This window comes from Allorhodopirellula heiligendammensis, assembly GCF_007860105.1.
Taxonomy (GTDB): Bacteria; Planctomycetota; Planctomycetia; order Pirellulales; family Pirellulaceae; genus Rhodopirellula; species Rhodopirellula heiligendammensis.
In genome coordinates this window covers 255,084-272,958 of sequence record NZ_SJPU01000001.1, presented here as the reverse complement: position 1 = coordinate 272,958, position 17,875 = coordinate 255,084, and the positions used below count along the sequence as shown (strand labels likewise).

12 protein-coding genes are annotated in these 17,875 nt (G+C 53.4%); all 12 read right to left on the bottom strand.

Features of this window, described 5'->3' with window-relative positions:
• Positions 1–3: 3 nt before the first annotated feature.
• On the bottom strand, positions 4–1,017 hold the full coding sequence (locus Poly21_RS01065) for a glycosyltransferase family 2 protein (RefSeq protein ID WP_146405123.1): 1,014 nt from the start codon (positions 1,015–1,017) through the stop codon (positions 4–6).
• Positions 1,014–1,928, bottom strand: a complete 915-nt coding sequence (locus tag Poly21_RS01060; protein ID WP_302117107.1) for a glycosyltransferase — start codon at positions 1,926–1,928, stop codon at positions 1,014–1,016. The genes Poly21_RS01065 and Poly21_RS01060 overlap by 4 nt, the downstream gene beginning before the upstream one ends.
• A 1-nt stretch (position 1,929) precedes the next feature.
• A complete protein-coding gene (locus Poly21_RS01055; RefSeq protein ID WP_146405119.1) occupies positions 1,930–2,826 on the bottom strand; it encodes a glycosyltransferase family 2 protein in 897 nt (298 codons plus the stop codon).
• Positions 2,827–3,034: 208 nt separating this feature from the next.
• Complete coding sequence (locus Poly21_RS01050; RefSeq protein ID WP_146405117.1) at positions 3,035–4,312, bottom strand: polysaccharide pyruvyl transferase family protein; 1,278 nt, start codon at positions 4,310–4,312, stop codon at positions 3,035–3,037.
• Positions 4,224–4,802, bottom strand: a complete 579-nt coding sequence (locus tag Poly21_RS28180) for an acyltransferase (RefSeq protein ID WP_367302539.1) — start codon at positions 4,800–4,802, stop codon at positions 4,224–4,226. The genes Poly21_RS01050 and Poly21_RS28180 overlap by 89 nt, the downstream gene beginning before the upstream one ends.
• Positions 4,803–5,149: 347 nt before the next feature.
• On the bottom strand, positions 5,150–5,992 hold the full coding sequence (locus tag Poly21_RS01040) for an FAD-binding protein (RefSeq protein WP_146405114.1): 843 nt from the start codon (positions 5,990–5,992) through the stop codon (positions 5,150–5,152).
• Positions 5,993–6,008: 16 nt separating this feature from the next.
• A complete protein-coding gene (locus Poly21_RS01035; RefSeq protein ID WP_146405112.1) occupies positions 6,009–7,286 on the bottom strand; it encodes an ABC transporter ATP-binding protein in 1,278 nt (425 codons plus the stop codon).
• 140 nt (positions 7,287–7,426) lie between these two features.
• Complete coding sequence (locus Poly21_RS01030) at positions 7,427–8,302, bottom strand: ABC transporter permease (RefSeq protein ID WP_302117102.1); 876 nt, start codon at positions 8,300–8,302, stop codon at positions 7,427–7,429.
• 211 nt (positions 8,303–8,513) lie between these two features.
• On the bottom strand, positions 8,514–9,869 hold the full coding sequence (locus Poly21_RS01025; protein ID WP_146405108.1) for an O-antigen ligase family protein: 1,356 nt from the start codon (positions 9,867–9,869) through the stop codon (positions 8,514–8,516).
• 671 nt (positions 9,870–10,540) lie between these two features.
• Entirely contained in the window at positions 10,541–11,233 is a 693-nt protein-coding gene (locus Poly21_RS01020) for an exosortase-associated EpsI family protein (RefSeq protein ID WP_146405106.1), read from the bottom strand.
• A 202-nt stretch (positions 11,234–11,435) separates the two neighbouring features.
• Complete coding sequence (locus Poly21_RS01015; protein ID WP_146405104.1) at positions 11,436–12,335, bottom strand: sugar nucleotide-binding protein; 900 nt, start codon at positions 12,333–12,335, stop codon at positions 11,436–11,438.
• A 212-nt stretch (positions 12,336–12,547) separates the two neighbouring features.
• A complete protein-coding gene (locus Poly21_RS01010) occupies positions 12,548–17,875 on the bottom strand; it encodes a DNA repair ATPase (RefSeq protein ID WP_146405102.1) in 5,328 nt (1,775 codons plus the stop codon).

The following is a 17,875-nucleotide window of genomic DNA, read 5'->3' as shown; positions in this document are numbered from 1 at the left end:
CTACTACAATTTTGACTGTGAACGAGATTGAGGTGGCGCGTCCGATGGCGACTGCCCGGATCGATCTGCAGGTCGGCGTAGTAGCATGATCGCGATCTGCCGTGTCAAATCTAGACCTGCTGTCGGGTCATGCTGAGCCGCGCGCAACATAGTTTTGATCGCGATCCAACGTTTCCCCTGCCGGTGAGACTGCCAGGCACGGCCGACCAATTGGCGAGCGATGTTTTTACTGGCCGAATGGGGACTGGATGGGGCGTCAGGGCATTTTGGCGCACTACCACGATCGAGCGCATCGCTGCCAGAACTGGCTCTCTCAATCGCAAAATCACGAGCCGTTTGCTCATAGAATTTGCGTTGCAACGTCCCCTGAGTGTGGGTGATCGATTGATCGTGTAGACGGTATCGATACGCGAACCTCGGTACGTGCACTATTCGTCCCACCGAAGCTAGGCGAAACTGCAAATCGATGTCCTCGGCGGTTTGAAACCACTCCCGCGCGCCGCCGCATTGCTGTAGGGCGTCGCGGCGGATTAGCCACGTACACAAGTGAGTCACTGTCTTGCCGGCGCGTAGTAGATCCGTTACATCCCGCCGCTCGCCCGAATTTGCCAACTCAGCAACGACCATGCCTTTGGAATCCACCGTCGTGAAGGCCCCGCTTATCGCAACGATGCTGGGGTCCGCCAACTCGGGCACTTGCCATGCAAAACGACCCTGTTCCACCCAATCGTCGGCATCGCACCGCGCTATCAACGGGAACTGACATGCAGCGAAACCAGTGTTCAACGCTGCGCTGATACCGCAGCCTGGGCCATCAATCACTCGAATGCGTTCATCCGCCAATTCGGCAACTCTCGCGTCGGTACCGTCGGTCGATCCATCATTGACGATGACGACTTCTCCCACCCACTGCGAATCCAGGCATGACCTGATTGCTTGGGCGATTGTCGACTCCGCATTGCGAACGGGAACCACAACACTGATGAGCGGAGTTTCTGGACGCATTTCGCCGCTCATCGAATCTTCATCCACGCACGAGACAGCCGCAGAGACGTTGTCGAAAAAGGCCGCAGTCGGATGGCTTGCCAAGCATAGTGCCGAAACGTGTCCAAATGCTGATGGTTAAACGCCAACCACGCGTACTTGGCGGCAAAGCTCTGGCGTGACTTTCTCGATGTGCCCGGTCGCCAATGAGCATCGGCTGTAAACTCAACATCAGTGCCGCGACGTTTACAAGCCATCTGCTGAACAGTTTTGGCAAACGCTCGCTGCAGCTCGCGATTCGCACCGCTGATCGATCCGCTATGAATTCGATATCGAATCACCGTATCAGGTAAATTTGCCAACTGGCCAATCTCGCCCAAACGAAGCCATAAATCCAAATCTTCCGCAGCCCCCAACGAGGCGTCGTATCCGCCAATCTTGTTAACCTTATCGAGCCGCATCATCGCCGCCGGATGACATATCGTGCAATGTCCCTCCGCCAGCAGCGAATCGATCTGACTATGTTGATGTGGGAATCCAAAAGGGCCAATAACTCGACCGACGTCGTCGATCAATTCAGCCTGGCCCCCGACGACAGCAACATCAGTTCGCTTCGTAAGAAACTCAACCTGCTTCTCAAATCGATCTGGTAGCGAAATGTCGTCGGCATCCATCCTCGCTAAATAGGTCCCAGTCGCCGATGCGATCAATTCATTCAGCGTTGTGACGAGCCCGCGGTTGGGACGCACTGTCAGATGGACACGATCGTCTGATCGTTCGAATTCACGTAAGACTTCCAGGGACCGGTCACTTGACCCATCGTCAATGATCAATAATTCGAAGTCAGAGTGGTTCTGATCTAAAATACTCTGAATGGCGTCGCCGACGTACTTCTCGGCATTGTAAACGGGCAGTATTACCGAAATGAGCGGACGCTGATTCACGTTAGTATCCCCGGGCAACACAAGCCATCAATTTCCAAGTTTTCTTCGACAGCGGATGACTCAACCAGGCATTCAGTGCGTGTCTCAATGCGGGATATCGTTCACCATGAGCGAGTGTTCGCCAAGCCCAAGAAATAGACTGATCTAGTGAGTCGACAGGCGTCCAGTCGGTGAGGCACCCCGGAGTGAAGGGAATCTGTCGACGTTCATAAGCCGCAGTCATGATATTTCGCCGATTCTCGATCTGAATATCATATTTTTTGCTGTTGGTGCTTGCAGCGTGTTGACGGTACATCAGCACATGAGACTCCAAGTTTGCTAATCGACCGGTTTCTGCCAAACGTAAGTATAGGTCAAGGTCTTGGGCGGTCCGATACTGTTCGTCATAACCATGTACCTGACGCAACGCGGTAGCGCGAACCATTAGTGAGGGGTGAACTATCACATCGCCAACTCCGAGGAGAAGCTGTCGGTCGATTTCTTCGTGTTGAGTGGGCCGCAATTTGCCACCCAAATAGCCGCCGTAAGAATCGACGTCGAGTACTTGACCACCAGCAGCTACCACGTTCGGTTGACTCTCTAAAAACTCCACCTGTTCTTCAAATCGGAATGGAAGGCTGATGTCATCCCCATCCATTCGGGCAATGTATTTTCCCTTTGCAAGTTCAGTGCCGCGATTGAGCGACACTGTAAGTCCTTGGTTCTCCTGGGTCAGCACCCGAATCCTAGCATCCGACTGAGATCTTAGAATCCTGCCGGTCGAGTCTACCGACCCGTCGTTAATGATAATAAACTCAAAGTCCCGAAAAGACTGACTTAAGACACTGGCGATCGCAGGACGTAAATAGTCGCCCATATTGTGCACAGCCATTACGACACTCACGAGCGGTTCAGCCAAAATAATCCACCATGTTCATGAAACACGCGCGGCAGGTCATTGTACTCACACCTCGGAGTCTATCAGACAATGCCATCGATCTCCCGTTGCGAATTGTACCGAAGACAGCTAGCAACACGTCAGAACCAACTTGCATTACAAACCATATTTGTAGAAATCAGTAGACCAGTTCTGAGAGACCGAACGCGATCAAAAATGCAGAGCATGTTCAATCCTGCGTCAGAATCGGTGTCACATTCTGCTCCAGGTGCTGCCGCAATACGTCACCGAGAGAATTGACTCTAGATTGGATAGAGGCAGCCGGCCAATTTAGCTTAAAGCACTCTTCCATTTGGGCAAACGAGTCTGCAGCAGTGCGCCGTTTTACGTCAAAGTACCAGTCGCCAATTTCACCGTCATCAAACAGGTCACGCAGTTTGGACACTGTACCGTTCTTTTGTGCTCTGTAGTCCAACGCGATCACGGGGCGATTCGCCTGCAGGGCAAAAATCGCTGCATGAAAGCGGTCGGTAATCACCAGTTCAGCGGCCTCGAACGCTGACGCCCATGTCAGTGGATCGATTGACGCTTGTGACAAGTCAACATCAACATCATCGCAGCTGCTAGTCAGTGCGACGGTGCATAACCCTTGGCTCTTGCAGAGGGAAATGCAATCCCGCAGGTGAGCCGAATCTGTATGACAAACAATCAATGCGATCCGTTGAGTAGGATCAACGTGTCGGTCAAGAATCTGCTTAAACGCAGCAAGGTGTTTGCCTCTGTCGAATGAAAGTCCGAATGTCGGGTCAGGTATCCGGTGTATCTGTCGGGAATCGGGGACGAGGTCGCGGATAAAGTTTTCGGTCCGGCTATCGCGAACTGAGATCGACGACATCCCCGCGAGGGATCTCAGCATACGATTTCGGTGCCGACGCGGCACCATCCGAAGATCGTTCTGCTCGCTAATGCTCGATGCGAACGAAATGTATGGACAACTAGTATCCACTGGCCAGTAGGGATTCGGAAATGGCGGTGCCCACACATTTTTCTGATCGAACCGCACGATCCCCAATTTTCGCCTCTTCTGATAGTCTAATCGCCATAGCTCGTCGCTTCCGACAACCAACATATCATACTGGTCGCGGATAGACCTGAAAAAGTCATCAATGGGTTGCTGCGAGAGGCATTGCTGAGACTTCTTTAAGTCGTCGTTGAAAAAGTCTCGCAACGCTTGCTCTCGTTCACTTTTCGGCTCATCAAAAACGATGCGTTCCTTGGGAGCATAACGCCAGTCAATGATCTCAACTTCGCAATCAGCAACAACGTTGGAAAGAAGTTGCTGTGTCGCGTATGCCTGCAACAGCGTACCTTCGTTGTAACCGTAATGGTACGTTATAATGCCTATTCGTTTCAAACTGTTAAGCCCTGCTTTCAGGAGAAGTTGCATCACGCTGCCGAACGACTTTTGCGGGACTGCCGACAGCGATTCCATTTCGTGGAATGTCACCTATCACAACCGATCCGGCACCGATAACACAACCGCTACCAATTCGCGATCCTGCTGTAATTACGACGTTGCCAGCAATCCACACATCATCGCCGATTTCTATTGTTTTTCTATCGAGACCTTGCTTCCATATAGGTCTATCAGTCGCAGAAAAGATATGATTGGCTGCGATAATGAGTACATTTGCTGCGATTCTAACCCCGTTCCCGATTTGAACTCGACCATCATCGGAATCGGAAGACCCATATCCGACGATCATAGAGTTCATCTGTAAAGAACAGTCATCACCAAGATCCACGCTCCCCTGGATAGCTGCCCCAACCGCGATGGTGCAGCGCTCTCCAAGTGAAATGCGACCATTCCTTGGATTTATTCTGGAGGCCGGGTGAACTAAGCAACTCCTCGGTACGTTTACCCCTCGCCTCTTAGCCGCCTTCCAACGGCCGAGGGAGTAAGTAACTCTAGCGCCGAATGTTTCCCTGTTAGGCAATACGCTTCCGTTGTCAATTAGAGTCCACAAACCTAGGTTCCTTCAGGATATTCATTGAAAAACTGCCAAGTAGATGACGGTAAATCTCAATCGCGAGTTAACTTCCCGATGCGATGCTGTCCTGGAAGTGCGTCCCGCACTCTAGCAGAGCTATTCGCGACAGGTACATCAGTATGCGTCCGCATCAATACGTGGGTTGCCACAGATGCCTTGCGATCCTGATGATGGAGAACGCAGACCGCCGGTCCCCAATAAATCAAACAGGCAGTCTTGTGCAACGATACAGCAACACGTAACGCCTGCTTCCTCGCAGGTCAAAGTGGAGTATCGCTGACGCGGTATCCGAATCACCAGACCTGCCATTCAAGTATTGCCTGCTTTCCTCGAAGGCGGTGCGACACATAAGCATATGCAAGTAATGCACTGATTTGCCAAGCATACGCATCCCCATAGTTGACAATGCAATTTGGAGTGTTTCTTGCGAACCCAGTTCGGCGAAAGCCAGTTCCACGTAAACTCTGCATGAGTTGGTAGTCACACTTCTTGAAGACGCTTCCGGCACTCGCGAGGTTCCGGTAATCTTTGTCCTTAGCGGCCTCAATTGATGTGCGTTTTAAGGACTGAATGACATCGCTCGGAATTCGATCGTATTGAAAAGTTGCTGATAGTATGGTGGTCTGCGGGCGACGATGGAAGACTGAGTAACGGTGTGAAAAAGTGCATTCTTTCCTACTTAGTGTGGTAAAGTGCTTTCCGTCGAACACCTCAACTTCGATGAGATTGTCCGATATTGAGCTGTTCATGGATGTCCGCCCAGCATTCATGTACACAGCTCCCCCGACGGTTGCAGGGATCGTCAGCAATTCAACAGGTGCTCGCAAGCCAACACGCAGGCAGTCTGCGATCATTTTTCGGATGTCGACTCCGGCGCCAACGCGGAGCTTTCCAGTTGTGGCGTCAATGTCCACATCTTTTAGCGACTTGTTTGTCATTAAGACCGGTTTTTTAATTCTTTTACTTTTGATGAATATGTTGGATCCATTCCCCAGCAGAAGGAATTGGTGACTACCAAAGGACTGAATCAGTTCAGTAAGTTCTTCTCTGTCGTTTGGGATGTAGAAGTTGTCTGCGTATCCCCCTACCTTTAGCGTAGTGTATTTCGCGATCGGATGACGTTGAAAGTGCTTCATCTGGGAATGCGTAGCGCTAAGCGAGTTTCAGGGAGGTTTGGAAATTATATGCTGCGTGACTGACCATGCCGGAGTCTAAGTTGAATTCAACGAAGTTTGTGGCCCGCAGGTAAAGTTCTGATATTTCTTTTCCGTAGAACGCCAGCGTAACTGTATAGTCACCATCTCTTAACTCGATTTCACCAGTTTCAAAAGCAATTGTTGCTTCGCCATTGATGCATAGATTGGTGTCAATCGTCGACTGCGCCACTTGCCCTTGTCTCTTGTCATGGATTCCTATTACTACTATTCTCACTTCGATTTTCTTGGTTGATCGAAATGTGACACCGAGCTTAAGGCGATCTCGATACTGAGTTGGTAACTCGCTGTTGATAAGTCTGAAGTTCTCAAGGTGATTTACCACCAATGCGCTTGAATCCCCTGTTTTCTTGACGTCTAAGCTAGAAGCGTAGCGACGCAGGTTTTCGCCTGGGTCGCCCTCTCCCACAACGCAACCTCGCTGGAGCCACAGGACTCTCTGGCAAAGGCGGCTTATGTGCAGTGGGTTGTGTGAAACGAGTATTACAGCTGAGTTTTTGATCAGCCGGCTTAGCGTCAGCTCGCATTTGGCTCGAAATGCGGCATCCCCGACAGCCAATACTTCGTCCAAGATCAGCACGTCTGGCTTTAGTGACGTGGCTACTGCGAATCCGAGACGCACTTGCATTCCAGACGAGTAGCTTTGTACTGGAGCATCGATGAATTCTCCGATTTCGGCGAAATCGATTATTTCCTCCAGTTTATCGTCAATTTCTTTTTTCTTTAGTCCTAAGACCGCGGCGTTAATATATACGTTTTCGCGACCAGACAGGATTGGATTGAAGCCGGCTCCTAGCGCTATCAATGCCCCCACTCGTCCACGTACCTGGATCTTGCCATGGTCTGGCTTGATGAGGCCGTTGAGCATTTTTAATAGAGTTGTCTTTCCTGCGCCGTTATGCCCTATCAGACCCAAGCATTCCCCACGCCTAAGTTCAAAGGAAACGTCGCGGATTGCATAGAATTCTTCCTGCCGCAGGTGGGCATCTGCATTCCAGTTACGTTCATGCAGATTGCTGTTGGTGTCATGTGAGAATGGATTTAGTTCATTCGTCACATCCTTCATTCCATACCACAAGCTCCTCTTTAAGCTGCGGCAGAATTTCTTATGTACGTGTTCTGCTGTAAGCAGCACTTCTGCGTCGCAACTCGATTCCTCGATATCGGATGCCTCGAGATTAAACGCTTCCGAGGATTGTGTGTTTTTCAATTGCATGATGCCGCTTTTATAATCGGTACTAAAGCTTGCTCGCAGAAACACCGTTTGCTACGAAGGTGGGGTTAATTCTGGAAACGAGATACTCAGCAAGTGATGGAGCACGCGGCTTCCGCGGAGGAATACACGTGTACTCAACACTACCCCCCCATGCGCTCGATCAAGTGAGGCATGATGAGGCGAAAAGCAAGCAGGCCTGCCAATGAAATTAAAAATGCTATTAGAATGACCACAATTGCCGCTGCCAGATGTTCGAGAGGTTGCCCAGTTAGGGTTGCTCTCGCGGTGGTGATTAAAGGTGAGACCGGATTCCAGACGGCTAACACGCCCGCCAGTCCTTCGGTGCGAGCTGGATACACTACCGGTGTGAGAAGCATCCAGAAACCAGCGACGATCGGAATTGCCTTGCCGACGTCGCCATAAAGTCCGCCGACTGGCACAAGCGCCAGGCCAATGCAAAATCCGGCAAGCAGCAGACCTAGCATCATCAGCGGAAATAGGACCACTGTCGCACCGGGGACGACCTGCCAAATGGCCATCACAACAACGAGCAATACCAGCCGTATCAAGAAGTTGAAAACAACCATGTATAGACCTGCCATCAAGATCGCTTCTCTTGGGAAATTAATCTTGGCGAGCATTGGTTTCGCGTTCTGTACCGCTAGCAATGGGCTTTGCATTGCTTCGACGAAGGTTTGCCACAGTAGGGTGCCCATCATGGCAAAGGCTGCGTACGCGATTCCGGTGCCCTCGATTCTCGTAATCCCTTGGCTTTGCAGGAAGATGAACGTTGCGGACGCTACAAGGGGCGGGAGGAACGCCCACACGTAGCCAAGATAGGTCTGCCGGTACATGGCCTTCAGGTCACGCGTGAATAGCCGCCAAGCCAATTCTCGTCCAGCATTGATATCTCGGATCAGATCCTTGATAAGCACTGCTGGGTGCTGGATTGCTGGCTCAGGACTGTAGATTCGTGTTTCCAATGCAGCAACCTTAGGGTTGGAGGGTATTTCCATTGTCATTTTCTGTAGCTACGGTACCGCTGTGATTCCCGAAACCGCTGTCGTTCCATAGTGACCCTGGAAGGGGAGCGTTGCAAACACCACATCGGTGCGTGCTGGCAACGCTTCATAGGGTTCTTCAGGAAAAATGACTGGTACTTATTTACGGTGTTTCGATTGACGGCTGTCGATACATATTGCAGGCTGCGGCCGCGCGGGCTCAAGCTCAGATCAGCATGGCCGTCACTGGCGCACCAGGATGCCGTCTGACCACATTCGATTTTCGTGCGTTAACGACCGATACAATCGCACCCGAGGAGACGATGGTGATCGGGACGATCATCGCGTTGGGCAAGGAATCAATCGCGTTCATGCCCGCGATCACCGCCAAGCCGCTGACCATGGCTGCGGCGGGTTGGAGATGCCACGTCTTCGGTTGACTCTTGAGCAACCATACCGTCGGTGCCCAGAGCAGCATCAAGTAGAAGCAAATCATCCCGAGCGATCCGCGGATGCCCAATAAGATGATCCACCAGCCGTCGGTGGTTGTCATGCCCCCACTTTCCGTGCGGACCCGGTTGCGATCCCATCCGCCCCAGCCCAGGATCGGCCGCTGCAACGCTTTGTCGATCAGCAAATTCTCATTGTCGAAACGGAATTTAAGGGAATCCGCTCGCTCTTTGGAGGCGTAATTGGTGACCGTTTCAATCAATCGTTCGCCTGAAACGGTGCCCGTGACACGACCGCCGATGTAACCACATAACAACAGTGGGAATAACAGCGCCGCTGATCGTGTCCATCCGAGCTTGCACAATGCCAGAGCAACGCATCCGAGCGCTACTAGCACCAACGCTCCGAGAGACTTCAGGAGTACAAATGTGCCCCCGAGGATGACGGCGACCAGCCAGACTGGATACTGAGAGACTTTCTTGACACGAGCGCCTATCCACAGGAACCCAACGAGGATGACACACCCGCCCATCCACAACGCGACCTGCAACCCATGTTGCATAAATACGATCGGCCGAAAGCCTCCGCCTCGCATCGTCTGTGCAAAACTATGTTGATAAAAGCCGTAGACTTGAAGGTGTAGCTGGGGGCTCATGCGGATCTCCCACAAGCACAGCGGCACGTATAGCAGCCCGCAGACGAGAATGGCTGTCACGAGTGACTCGATGTCCTGCGGCGTGCAATACACCACACGACCAATAGCGTAGGGCAGTACCCAAGTGACGGTGGTCGTCAGTGTGGAAGCTAGCCCGTCGTATGGTCCTAGTCCGTTGGTAACGCTGGTGAAAAAGGGCTCGATCATGAAGATCGCTACGGGCACGTCATAGCGACTGAACCGGAATCGCATCAGGAGATGCGGTGCTGAGATGGCGATCCCCATCAAGGCGCCGACCGACGTGGCCGACATTTTGGTGTAGTCAGGCAGGGCCGGTAACGCGTACCCCGCCATTGGCAGGAAGCACCAGCCGGCAGCGAAGGCATAACTCGTTGCTTTCCGGGCTGGCAGCCACAGGTGCAGCAGGATCACAAACGGGATCCAAGTGAACAGCGCAATTGGAACCAAAAAACTCATTGAGATTTCACACGCACTGCGTCACCCGAACACGCATTATGAGCCTCTTTCGGTTCACGGCAAATTCTTACCCTGGCAAACTGCAGCGAAGTATAACGCCATTTCAGGAGCCAATTGAGGGGGCGAATCGAGGAGCAGTCGAACGCACTCAGCCCGCCCGCCAACGCGATAGAACTGGAACGCCCACCGTTGGTCCACAAAGCGAAGAGGGTCGTCGGGCTAGACTTCGTCCACTTGGGTGACAGTTTCACCCCGGGCTGTGGTTACCTTAGCGGGGCGTGGTGAGGGTTCAAGGGCTGAGAAAAGAGGTTTTGCTGATGCGTGATCGCAGGTGTGTTCGACTCCCTTTGCGCAGTCGCTTACAGCGTCTTGGCAAACGTTAATACGGCACTCGGTGTAGGTGGGTGAGTGGCCCCGCCGGTGTTGAAAGAGTCGCTTTCATGTTCCACCAGGCGGCGGGACAGCATTCACTCAGTGGCAGGAGTAGGTGTTTGTCCAACCCAATTGGCCTCGACGGAACAATTTTTGAAGACCGTTTTTCGCGTGACCGACGAGATTTGGAGCGTGCGGACGCTACGCTTGTGCACCGATCCGTAGGTGCCGTCGCTCCCAGGCATGCAGGTCTCAGTGCTCCGATGGCAACACCGAGCCTGTGCGGCGCAGTCGGGCAATCAGAGCGCTGTGGACTGGGTAGGAGGCGCAGAATCGCCTGCCTCCTGATCAGCATGCCACACCAGCAGCTCACTGAGGATCTGCTTGGCTGCTGCCGATCCGCTGGCCAGCGTCGGCGTGTTGACTTGAATGAGATACTTAGTGACGGGAGGCCACTCGTCTTGCCCGAACAGTTTCACCTTGACACCACGAATGCCCTGGTCGTCGACGAGATGATGAGAACCAATCTCGTACGTGTGGGCGATCACAATCTGAACACCGTCTCGTTGCATTTCTGCGATCGTCACCGGCACCGAACCGATACCGGGCACGTCGACACTGTCTTGTTGAGTGCGAATGGTTTTCCAACCGGTATTCTGATAGCATTTTGACGGGTGGTGGGGGCATACCATCCCCACAAGGGTCTTGTCTGTCCAGGTCGCCATGTGCACGTAGGCACTCGTCCCGTTGGGGCCCAGCAGTGAGAGACCGACCACATCGTCGGCGTCCAAAACGTCGTACTCCTGCTCGGAGAGACCAGTGACCTCCCCCGACCATGCTCCCAGCTCGGTAGGGATCGATTGGAGTTGCACCTTGGGTTGGGCGATCGTGTATGAGTTTCCGCCCTGGACGTAACTGAACGCTACGACGAAAAGCGATAGTGGCATGAACACACAGACGGCGATGATTTGTCGGACTTTGGAGGTGATCATGAGACGAGCGTGAGGGAATTGTGAGATAGGCGAGAGAAGTGTGACACGCTGGCTGGCCAGCCCGTATTCATTAGCCGGTGAGCGCTAGCCTCGGTTGTCTCCAGCCCCGGTTGTCTCCTATGAGACGCGATGCGTCCACAGAATTAAAGGCTAATGCCCACCCGCTATCAGCTTGCAAATGTGAATGTCCAGCCATATTCGGCTACGTCAGCTGACGATTTTCGTTCATCGACGTTTCCGGTTGCCAATGCTCAAGAGCGTCGCGGATCGCATCTTCGACGGGCCGCATCGCAATACCTGCTGCCAGAATTTTCGAGTTGTCTAAAACGCAATTCGAGCGAGGCGTGGTGGCGGCCTTGGCCATGAACTCAACCTCATCATCGAAGAATTCGTAGGAACGGTCACGGGGGAGGGATTCGGCGATCAGTTCGGTGACTCGGCGTGTGGTGATGCTGCCACCGTTGACGACGTTGTAAATTCCGAACGGAATTCGCTGCACCCATGAGTCGACACATGCGGATGCGAATTCGCCCAGATGTGACAGGCTATTGGTCGCTTCCAACAACCGATCGTACCGCTGCACCTTGCTCAGATAATTGCGGGGTGAATCGCGATGATCAAAGGGGATTCGCAGTCGCCAAACATAGCACGACTCGCAATCGGCCAGCATTTCTTCACCGAGCGCCTTGGTTCCGGAGTAAAAACTACAGTTGTTTTGCCGAAAGCTGAAGTTCGGCGGCTCAGCTTCGGTGAACCCGGTCCCATCGGCGTGACTACCTGTAAAAATGCACCCGCTCGACACATGTCCAAAGGGGATCCCTGCGAGCTCACAGGCTTCGCGGATGCGTCCCACCAGGGTCGCATTGCCGTCCAAGCAGTTGGCCTTATCAAGTTCGCAAGCGTCGACATTTGGCTTTCCAGTGTAGCCGGCGCTATTGATCAGGAAGTCGATTCCGTGGTCACGGAGGATGGATGCCAGTGATTCGGAGGTGATCCCTTGAATTTGGCGATGGCGAATCGGCAGAAAATCAAGGCCGCGCTGGGTTAGCACATGGGCGATCGATTGTCCGACATAGCCGGTGGATCCGAAAAGTCCGATCATTCATGGGTCTCCACTTGGATTGAAACAGCAAGGGCACTCCTCTCGGCAACCTGCCTTGGGAACGTTTAGCCTATGGACGGGCGGAGAGGTTGGGTAGCCCTTACGCCGTTTTTGTTGAGGAGGTCCCGCATGACAGCTTGACTTGGCCGTTTAATGGGGGCTGAAGGGGCCTTAGCACCCTTGAGATTCAGTCATCGTCGCGAATCCGCAATTCAGTCGACATCACCCGCCGGTGGGTCGAGTACGTCTTCGACGTCTTGATAGGTCTGCATCATTTGATCGAGCTGGTTGAGTAAACGGTCGAGGTCGCGGCCGTTATCAATGGATTCCGCTAGCAGCGGACGCATCCATTCTTGCATTAAGTGGAATTGCCCTTTAATCAGCTCGGCCATCACACGTGGTACCTTGTGCTGTACGAGCACTTTCTGCTCGACCGGCGCGGCGGCGTTTTGACGAGCCAGGTCCTCAATCTTTCCTCCGGTAGCGTGCAGCTGATGGCTGAGTGACTCGCCAATGGCCAGTAGGGACTGTCTCAGCGTGTCAACACGGGCGTCCATCCGTTCCTCACCAGAGTGATCTGTCATCGCGATGGCTTTGGCGAGGACCTGCCGAATCGATTCTAATCCGTCGCGCATCGAGGCGAGCTGCCGTAGTACCTGTCCGACTTGATCTTCGCTATCCATGCCGGCCATCCGCACACTTTCAACGAATGCATATTTGATTGCGTCCCAACGCTGGGTTTCCGCGGGCGTCATGATTCCCATCAACTCTTTGAACTTTAGCACGTTGGCTTCGTTATCGGTGGTCAACGTTTGTGCGTCTTGTTCATAGTTGCTAACAATCAGAGTTTGCAGTTCTGCATCGTTCATCACCGGCGCCACGCGCTCAGCGATGCGGTTCATGTTCCGATAGCTGCCTTGCAATTTGAAGGGTGGTTCGGTGCGATAGGAATCGGCTTGGGCGGCAGAGCGGATATACGCGCGATTGACGCGTAGGACCACGTCACGCACCCGCAGTAATTTGCGCGTGACCTCGAACATATCGCGGACTTGGTCGAGCGAAAAATTGCTTTCCAGTTCAATGCCTTCAATCGAATCTCGCCGAGCCGCCATCGCAATTCTGCGAGCGTCGACTGGTGGTGCCGCTGAGAGGGGGGCCAGGGTCGTGTTACTGGATAGACAGTTTTCGATATAGCTCATCTCGAACGCGTCTGCTTTGTCGCCAATGATCTCGCCGAGATTGTAGACGTCTGCGCGGTTGGAAAGCATATCCGGGACTTGGAAACGATCACCGCTCTCGGTGTACGGGTTCCCTGCCATCACCACAGCCACGCGTCGGCCGCGAAGGTCGTAGGTGCGAGTTTTGCCATGGCGAACACCCTCAATTTTCCGCGTTGCATCGCACAGTGAGATGAATTTCTGTAGGAGCTCGGGATGGGTGTGCTGAATATCATCGAGATACAGCATCACGTTATCGCCCATTTCGAGCGCCAGGTTCAACCGCTCGACTTCTTCGCGGGCAGCGGCATTGGGGGCTTCTGCAGGGTCGAGTGAGGTCACAGCGTGGCCGATCGCGGGACCATTGATCTTCATGAACACGAGGCCGAGACGATTAGCGACGTATTCCATTAATGTTGTCTTGCCATAGCCGGGCGGAGAGATCAGCAATAGTAGTCCCATTCGATCGGTGCGTTTGTCCGCTCCCGCAACGCCCATCTGTTTGGCCAAGTTATCACCAATCAGTGGCAGGTAGACGTCGTCGAGCAATTGGTTGCGTACGAAACTGCTGAGCACCTTGGGCTTGAACTCGTCCAGACGCATGGAGTCACGAGCATTTTTAACCAACTCCGCCTTGGCGACGTGCAATGCCCGAAATCGCGGTACCACTGATTCCCGATACGTCCGCAGTCGATGTAGGAAATCGTGGAAATGAAGTGTCATTTCACCGTTGGAGATTCGATCGTGGCTGCCGACGAGGGAACCGATCGCAACGGCTACGGGCACGTCGATAATGTTCAACCGGCTGACGATTGATTCGGCTTCGCCCACATCGCTGCGAGGTTGCATTGCCATGGACTTCGAGTCTGTTTGGCCGACGACCTCACTCATTACCAACCAGGCAATCTCATCGCGATAGCCGCTTGCGGGATCGACATCTTGATCAGTCCCTGCCTGCTGTTTGGTCAAGAAAGCGTCAACCCAATTCCTTGTGAGCACGAACAAGCGGGTGGGATCTTCCGCATTGTTCTGCAGGCCTGCAACCAGCCATTTTTTGCGATCCGATGCCGGGAGGGCATCTTGGAATTCTTTCAGCAGGTCTGCAGCTCGGCCGCTTGCGGTTGTCTTCGACGGTGAGACAAGCAATTCATCGAAGAGGTATGCCGCAATCCGGTCTGCGGAGAGATGCGGGCCAAAGAGAGGACGCCAAGTATCGGCATCGGCAAGCGCGAGTTCGCTCAGTCGTTCACGAAACTGCACCGCAGGTTTTGCATTGGGATAAGCGCGAGCTAACTTCGCAAACCCTGCGATCCAGTCACTCATCTCACCGCGGCGTCGGTCGTCGAGCAGTAAGTGCCACCAGAACTGAGAGCATGCCCGAAGAGTTGGCTCGTAGCGTAGCAGACCAAGACGCTCGTCAATCTTTAGCAATGCATTCAAGATGGCGGTGGCATCGACATCGTGAACGCCCTTGGCGTAACCTTCGTCGAAACGTCCGTTCATCTGTTGACTAACCCACGCTTGTTCGACGGTGTTTCCGTCGGCATGGTGCTCTGCGAGATCGCTGTGGATCGATTCAAACAGATCCATCGCCAGGAATTCAGCGCGATAAACGTCTCGGTTCTCGCTGATCAACGGCTGGTCCCACAGTTCACGAGCCGCATCCAGTCGCGGGTCGCTCATCGGCTCAAAGAACTGCGTACCGGTCAGATGCAAACACAGGTCGCCGCCGCGATAAACCGTTGTCAGATCCAGTGGTTGCGTATTGACGGCGAACTTTCGTTGCCCCAATCGAATGACATCGCCGCCGTCCTCGAACAGATCTTGCCGGTCCTTGAGCCCTCGCGTGGCGTCTTCTCGGATGACTTTCAGTCGGCCTTGTAGATCGCCGACACGAACGGCATCACCAAGCTCGTCGAGTTCATCGATTAAGCTGCGGATTTTGGCAACCATCAAATCGCCTGCAAAATACGATGCGATCGCATCGCTCGATTCCATGGCCGTGACGCGTGAGGCGATTCCTTTTAGAATCCGATCCGCAGCTGACGCCAACGATTCCGCCCGTTGGTTGCGTTTCTCAAGCAGCGAAACTTTGCGTGATTCAAACGCGGTGTAAATCTCTTCACGGCGTTCAGCCAACGTCTCGATGAACTCATCAAACTCGGCGAAGCGACCTTCGAGCTCCTCCAGACTCACCATCACTTTGGTCATGTACTCGTCACAGCGTGCCGGCGTGTCACAGACGTCGAGATAGCCTGCTGTCGATTGCTGCAACAATTTCATTTGAGATGCAAACTCAGCTCGCCCCTCGATCCCGACCAGATCACGGCGGCGGTTTTTCAGCGCGCTGCGAACACGGTTGACCATCGCGAAAACGTCGCCAATGGCGTCGATGATGTCGGTGCGTTGAGTGGCATCGTCAATCCGTAAATTGCTAACCGTCTCGGTGAGCAACTCGAGTTCCGATGCGGCGGTATCAATTTCCGATTCGAGCTCTTTAGCGTTTGAGACGCTGTCGACTGCGGCAACTTTAGCGTCCGCCGCTGCGATGGCGGAATGGTAGGGAGCGAGCGAATCGGACGTGAGCAGGAACTCCACACAGCGGCGACTCAGCCGGGTCGTCGCATCGGTGAGTTGAGTTTCGAGATTTTCGGCGAGCGGAACATCGGCGAACTTCAGATCGCCGAGCGTGATGGCATGCCCCCGGTGCTCGCGCAATCGCGTCAGGGCAGCGACAAAGTCATTGATTGATTCAAAACGGGATCGCTCGACCTCTTTAAGCGTTTGCTCGATCGCAGTTTGAACTTGTTCGGTTCGTCGTTTGGTTTCACTGCGGACTCGAGTAACCTTCTCAAACTCTTCGATCGCAGCAGTTGCGGTACCACGGATTTCGCCGAGCGGTTTGTCGAGGTGATGCGTTTCGGGTTTGTCAATCCAGAAGTAGCTATCAAGGATATCGCCCGATTTCTTGACGAGATCCTGATATAAACTGTCGTAGCTATCGTCCTTTTCAATGAGCTGCAACACTTCGCTGCACTCAGCCATGCCGCGAACAAGTTCTTTGTTACCGATCTTGAACAGCATCGAGTCGGTTTGGTGTGGTGGCAAGAAGTCGTCACTGACGAAGGGCGTCTGCCAAATCTGAATCGGATGGTGTTTTTGGGGCGACTGGTTTCCTTTGAAACACACCATCTCGCCGGCTTCGAAGAAGGTCTGTCCATGACACACCAGCGGTGTATCGACATTTTGGCGGATCTGGTTGTATCTCAGCTGAACGTAGGTGCCTTGGTCAAGATTGCTGAATAGATAGAGATAGTCTTCGCCGTTGGGCGACGCAATCGTGCGCTCGTAACGCATATCCGCCAGCCCATGATCAAAGCGTTTGAATTCGCCCGATTGCAAATAGTATCCACCGGGAAAGATCAAGCCTTGGTCGCCCGGCAGCATCACACAGGCGTGCTGGATCTCGTCCAGTCGGACCGCTTGGTTGACCTTGCCGCTGAAGACGATGTACCGGAATGCGTTCTCCTGATAGGGTTTGATCTTGAGCAATACCAAATTGCCCACGATCGCGTAGTAGGTTTCGGCATCGTCGAGTTTTTGATCAGGATTGTCGACCGGTTCGGCGTAGATACCCTCACCACTGGCGGTGTTGTTCTCGACCTTGATGGTCAGGTCGCCACCGACGGTTTCGACGAACACCCGATCTTCGATCGAGATATGGGGGTGGTCTCCATAGCGATGCATGTCGCGCGTGGCCCGTTGCCAGGCGAAGGCATGTTGGTCGGGACGACGGACTTCATGATCGCTGCGATTGTCAATGTATTCCACATCGCCATTGACGACCCGCCACTTGAACGATTTGATGTCGCTGGCCGTTCTGCCGACCTGAAACACCATGTGGAGAATCGGACCGGCAACGAAAAACCGTAGAAACGTGGTGCCTTTATAGAACCGATAGAGTTCCTCAAAATCGCGAACAAACTTGGGATCGCTGATCAGGTCGAGCGATTCCCGATGAAACTCGTGAGCCTCCATGCGGTAGATCGCGAACACATCGGGCAGATGAATCTCTGTCTTGAGACCGAACTGAACGTTGTACCCGAATACGAAGTGGTCACCAATCGAAACGATGTCACGAGCGATACAGTTGTGCTCGGTCGTGATTCGCTGGGTCGCGATCAGCCGTGTTTCGATGTTGCCGAACACCTCACTGCGGTCGGCGTTGAGTTCTCCCAACCGCGTCCGCAGATCGCCTGCAGATTCGTTCAGGCGATTGCGGAGAATTTCGTAGGTGCCGCCGGCGAGTTGTGTATCAGTCAT

Coding starts and splice junctions, on each gene's coding strand:
- Poly21_RS01065 (WP_146405123.1), bottom strand. CDS start 1,017: ATGAGCGGCGAAATGCGTCCAGAAACTCCGCTCATCAGTGTTGTGGTT.
- Poly21_RS01040 (WP_146405114.1), bottom strand. CDS start 5,992: ATGAAGCACTTTCAACGTCATCCGATCGCGAAATACACTACGCTAAAG.
- Poly21_RS01035 (WP_146405112.1), bottom strand. CDS start 7,286: ATGCAATTGAAAAACACACAATCCTCGGAAGCGTTTAATCTCGAGGCA.
- Poly21_RS01030 (WP_302117102.1), bottom strand. CDS start 8,302: ATGGAAATACCCTCCAACCCTAAGGTTGCTGCATTGGAAACACGAATC.
- Poly21_RS01025 (WP_146405108.1), bottom strand. CDS start 9,869: ATGAGTTTTTTGGTTCCAATTGCGCTGTTCACTTGGATCCCGTTTGTG.
- Poly21_RS01020 (WP_146405106.1), bottom strand. CDS start 11,233: ATGATCACCTCCAAAGTCCGACAAATCATCGCCGTCTGTGTGTTCATG.
- Poly21_RS01015 (WP_146405104.1), bottom strand. CDS start 12,335: ATGATCGGACTTTTCGGATCCACCGGCTATGTCGGACAATCGATCGCC.
- Poly21_RS01010 (WP_146405102.1), bottom strand. CDS start 17,875: ATGACTGATACACAACTCGCCGGCGGCACCTACGAAATTCTCCGCAAT.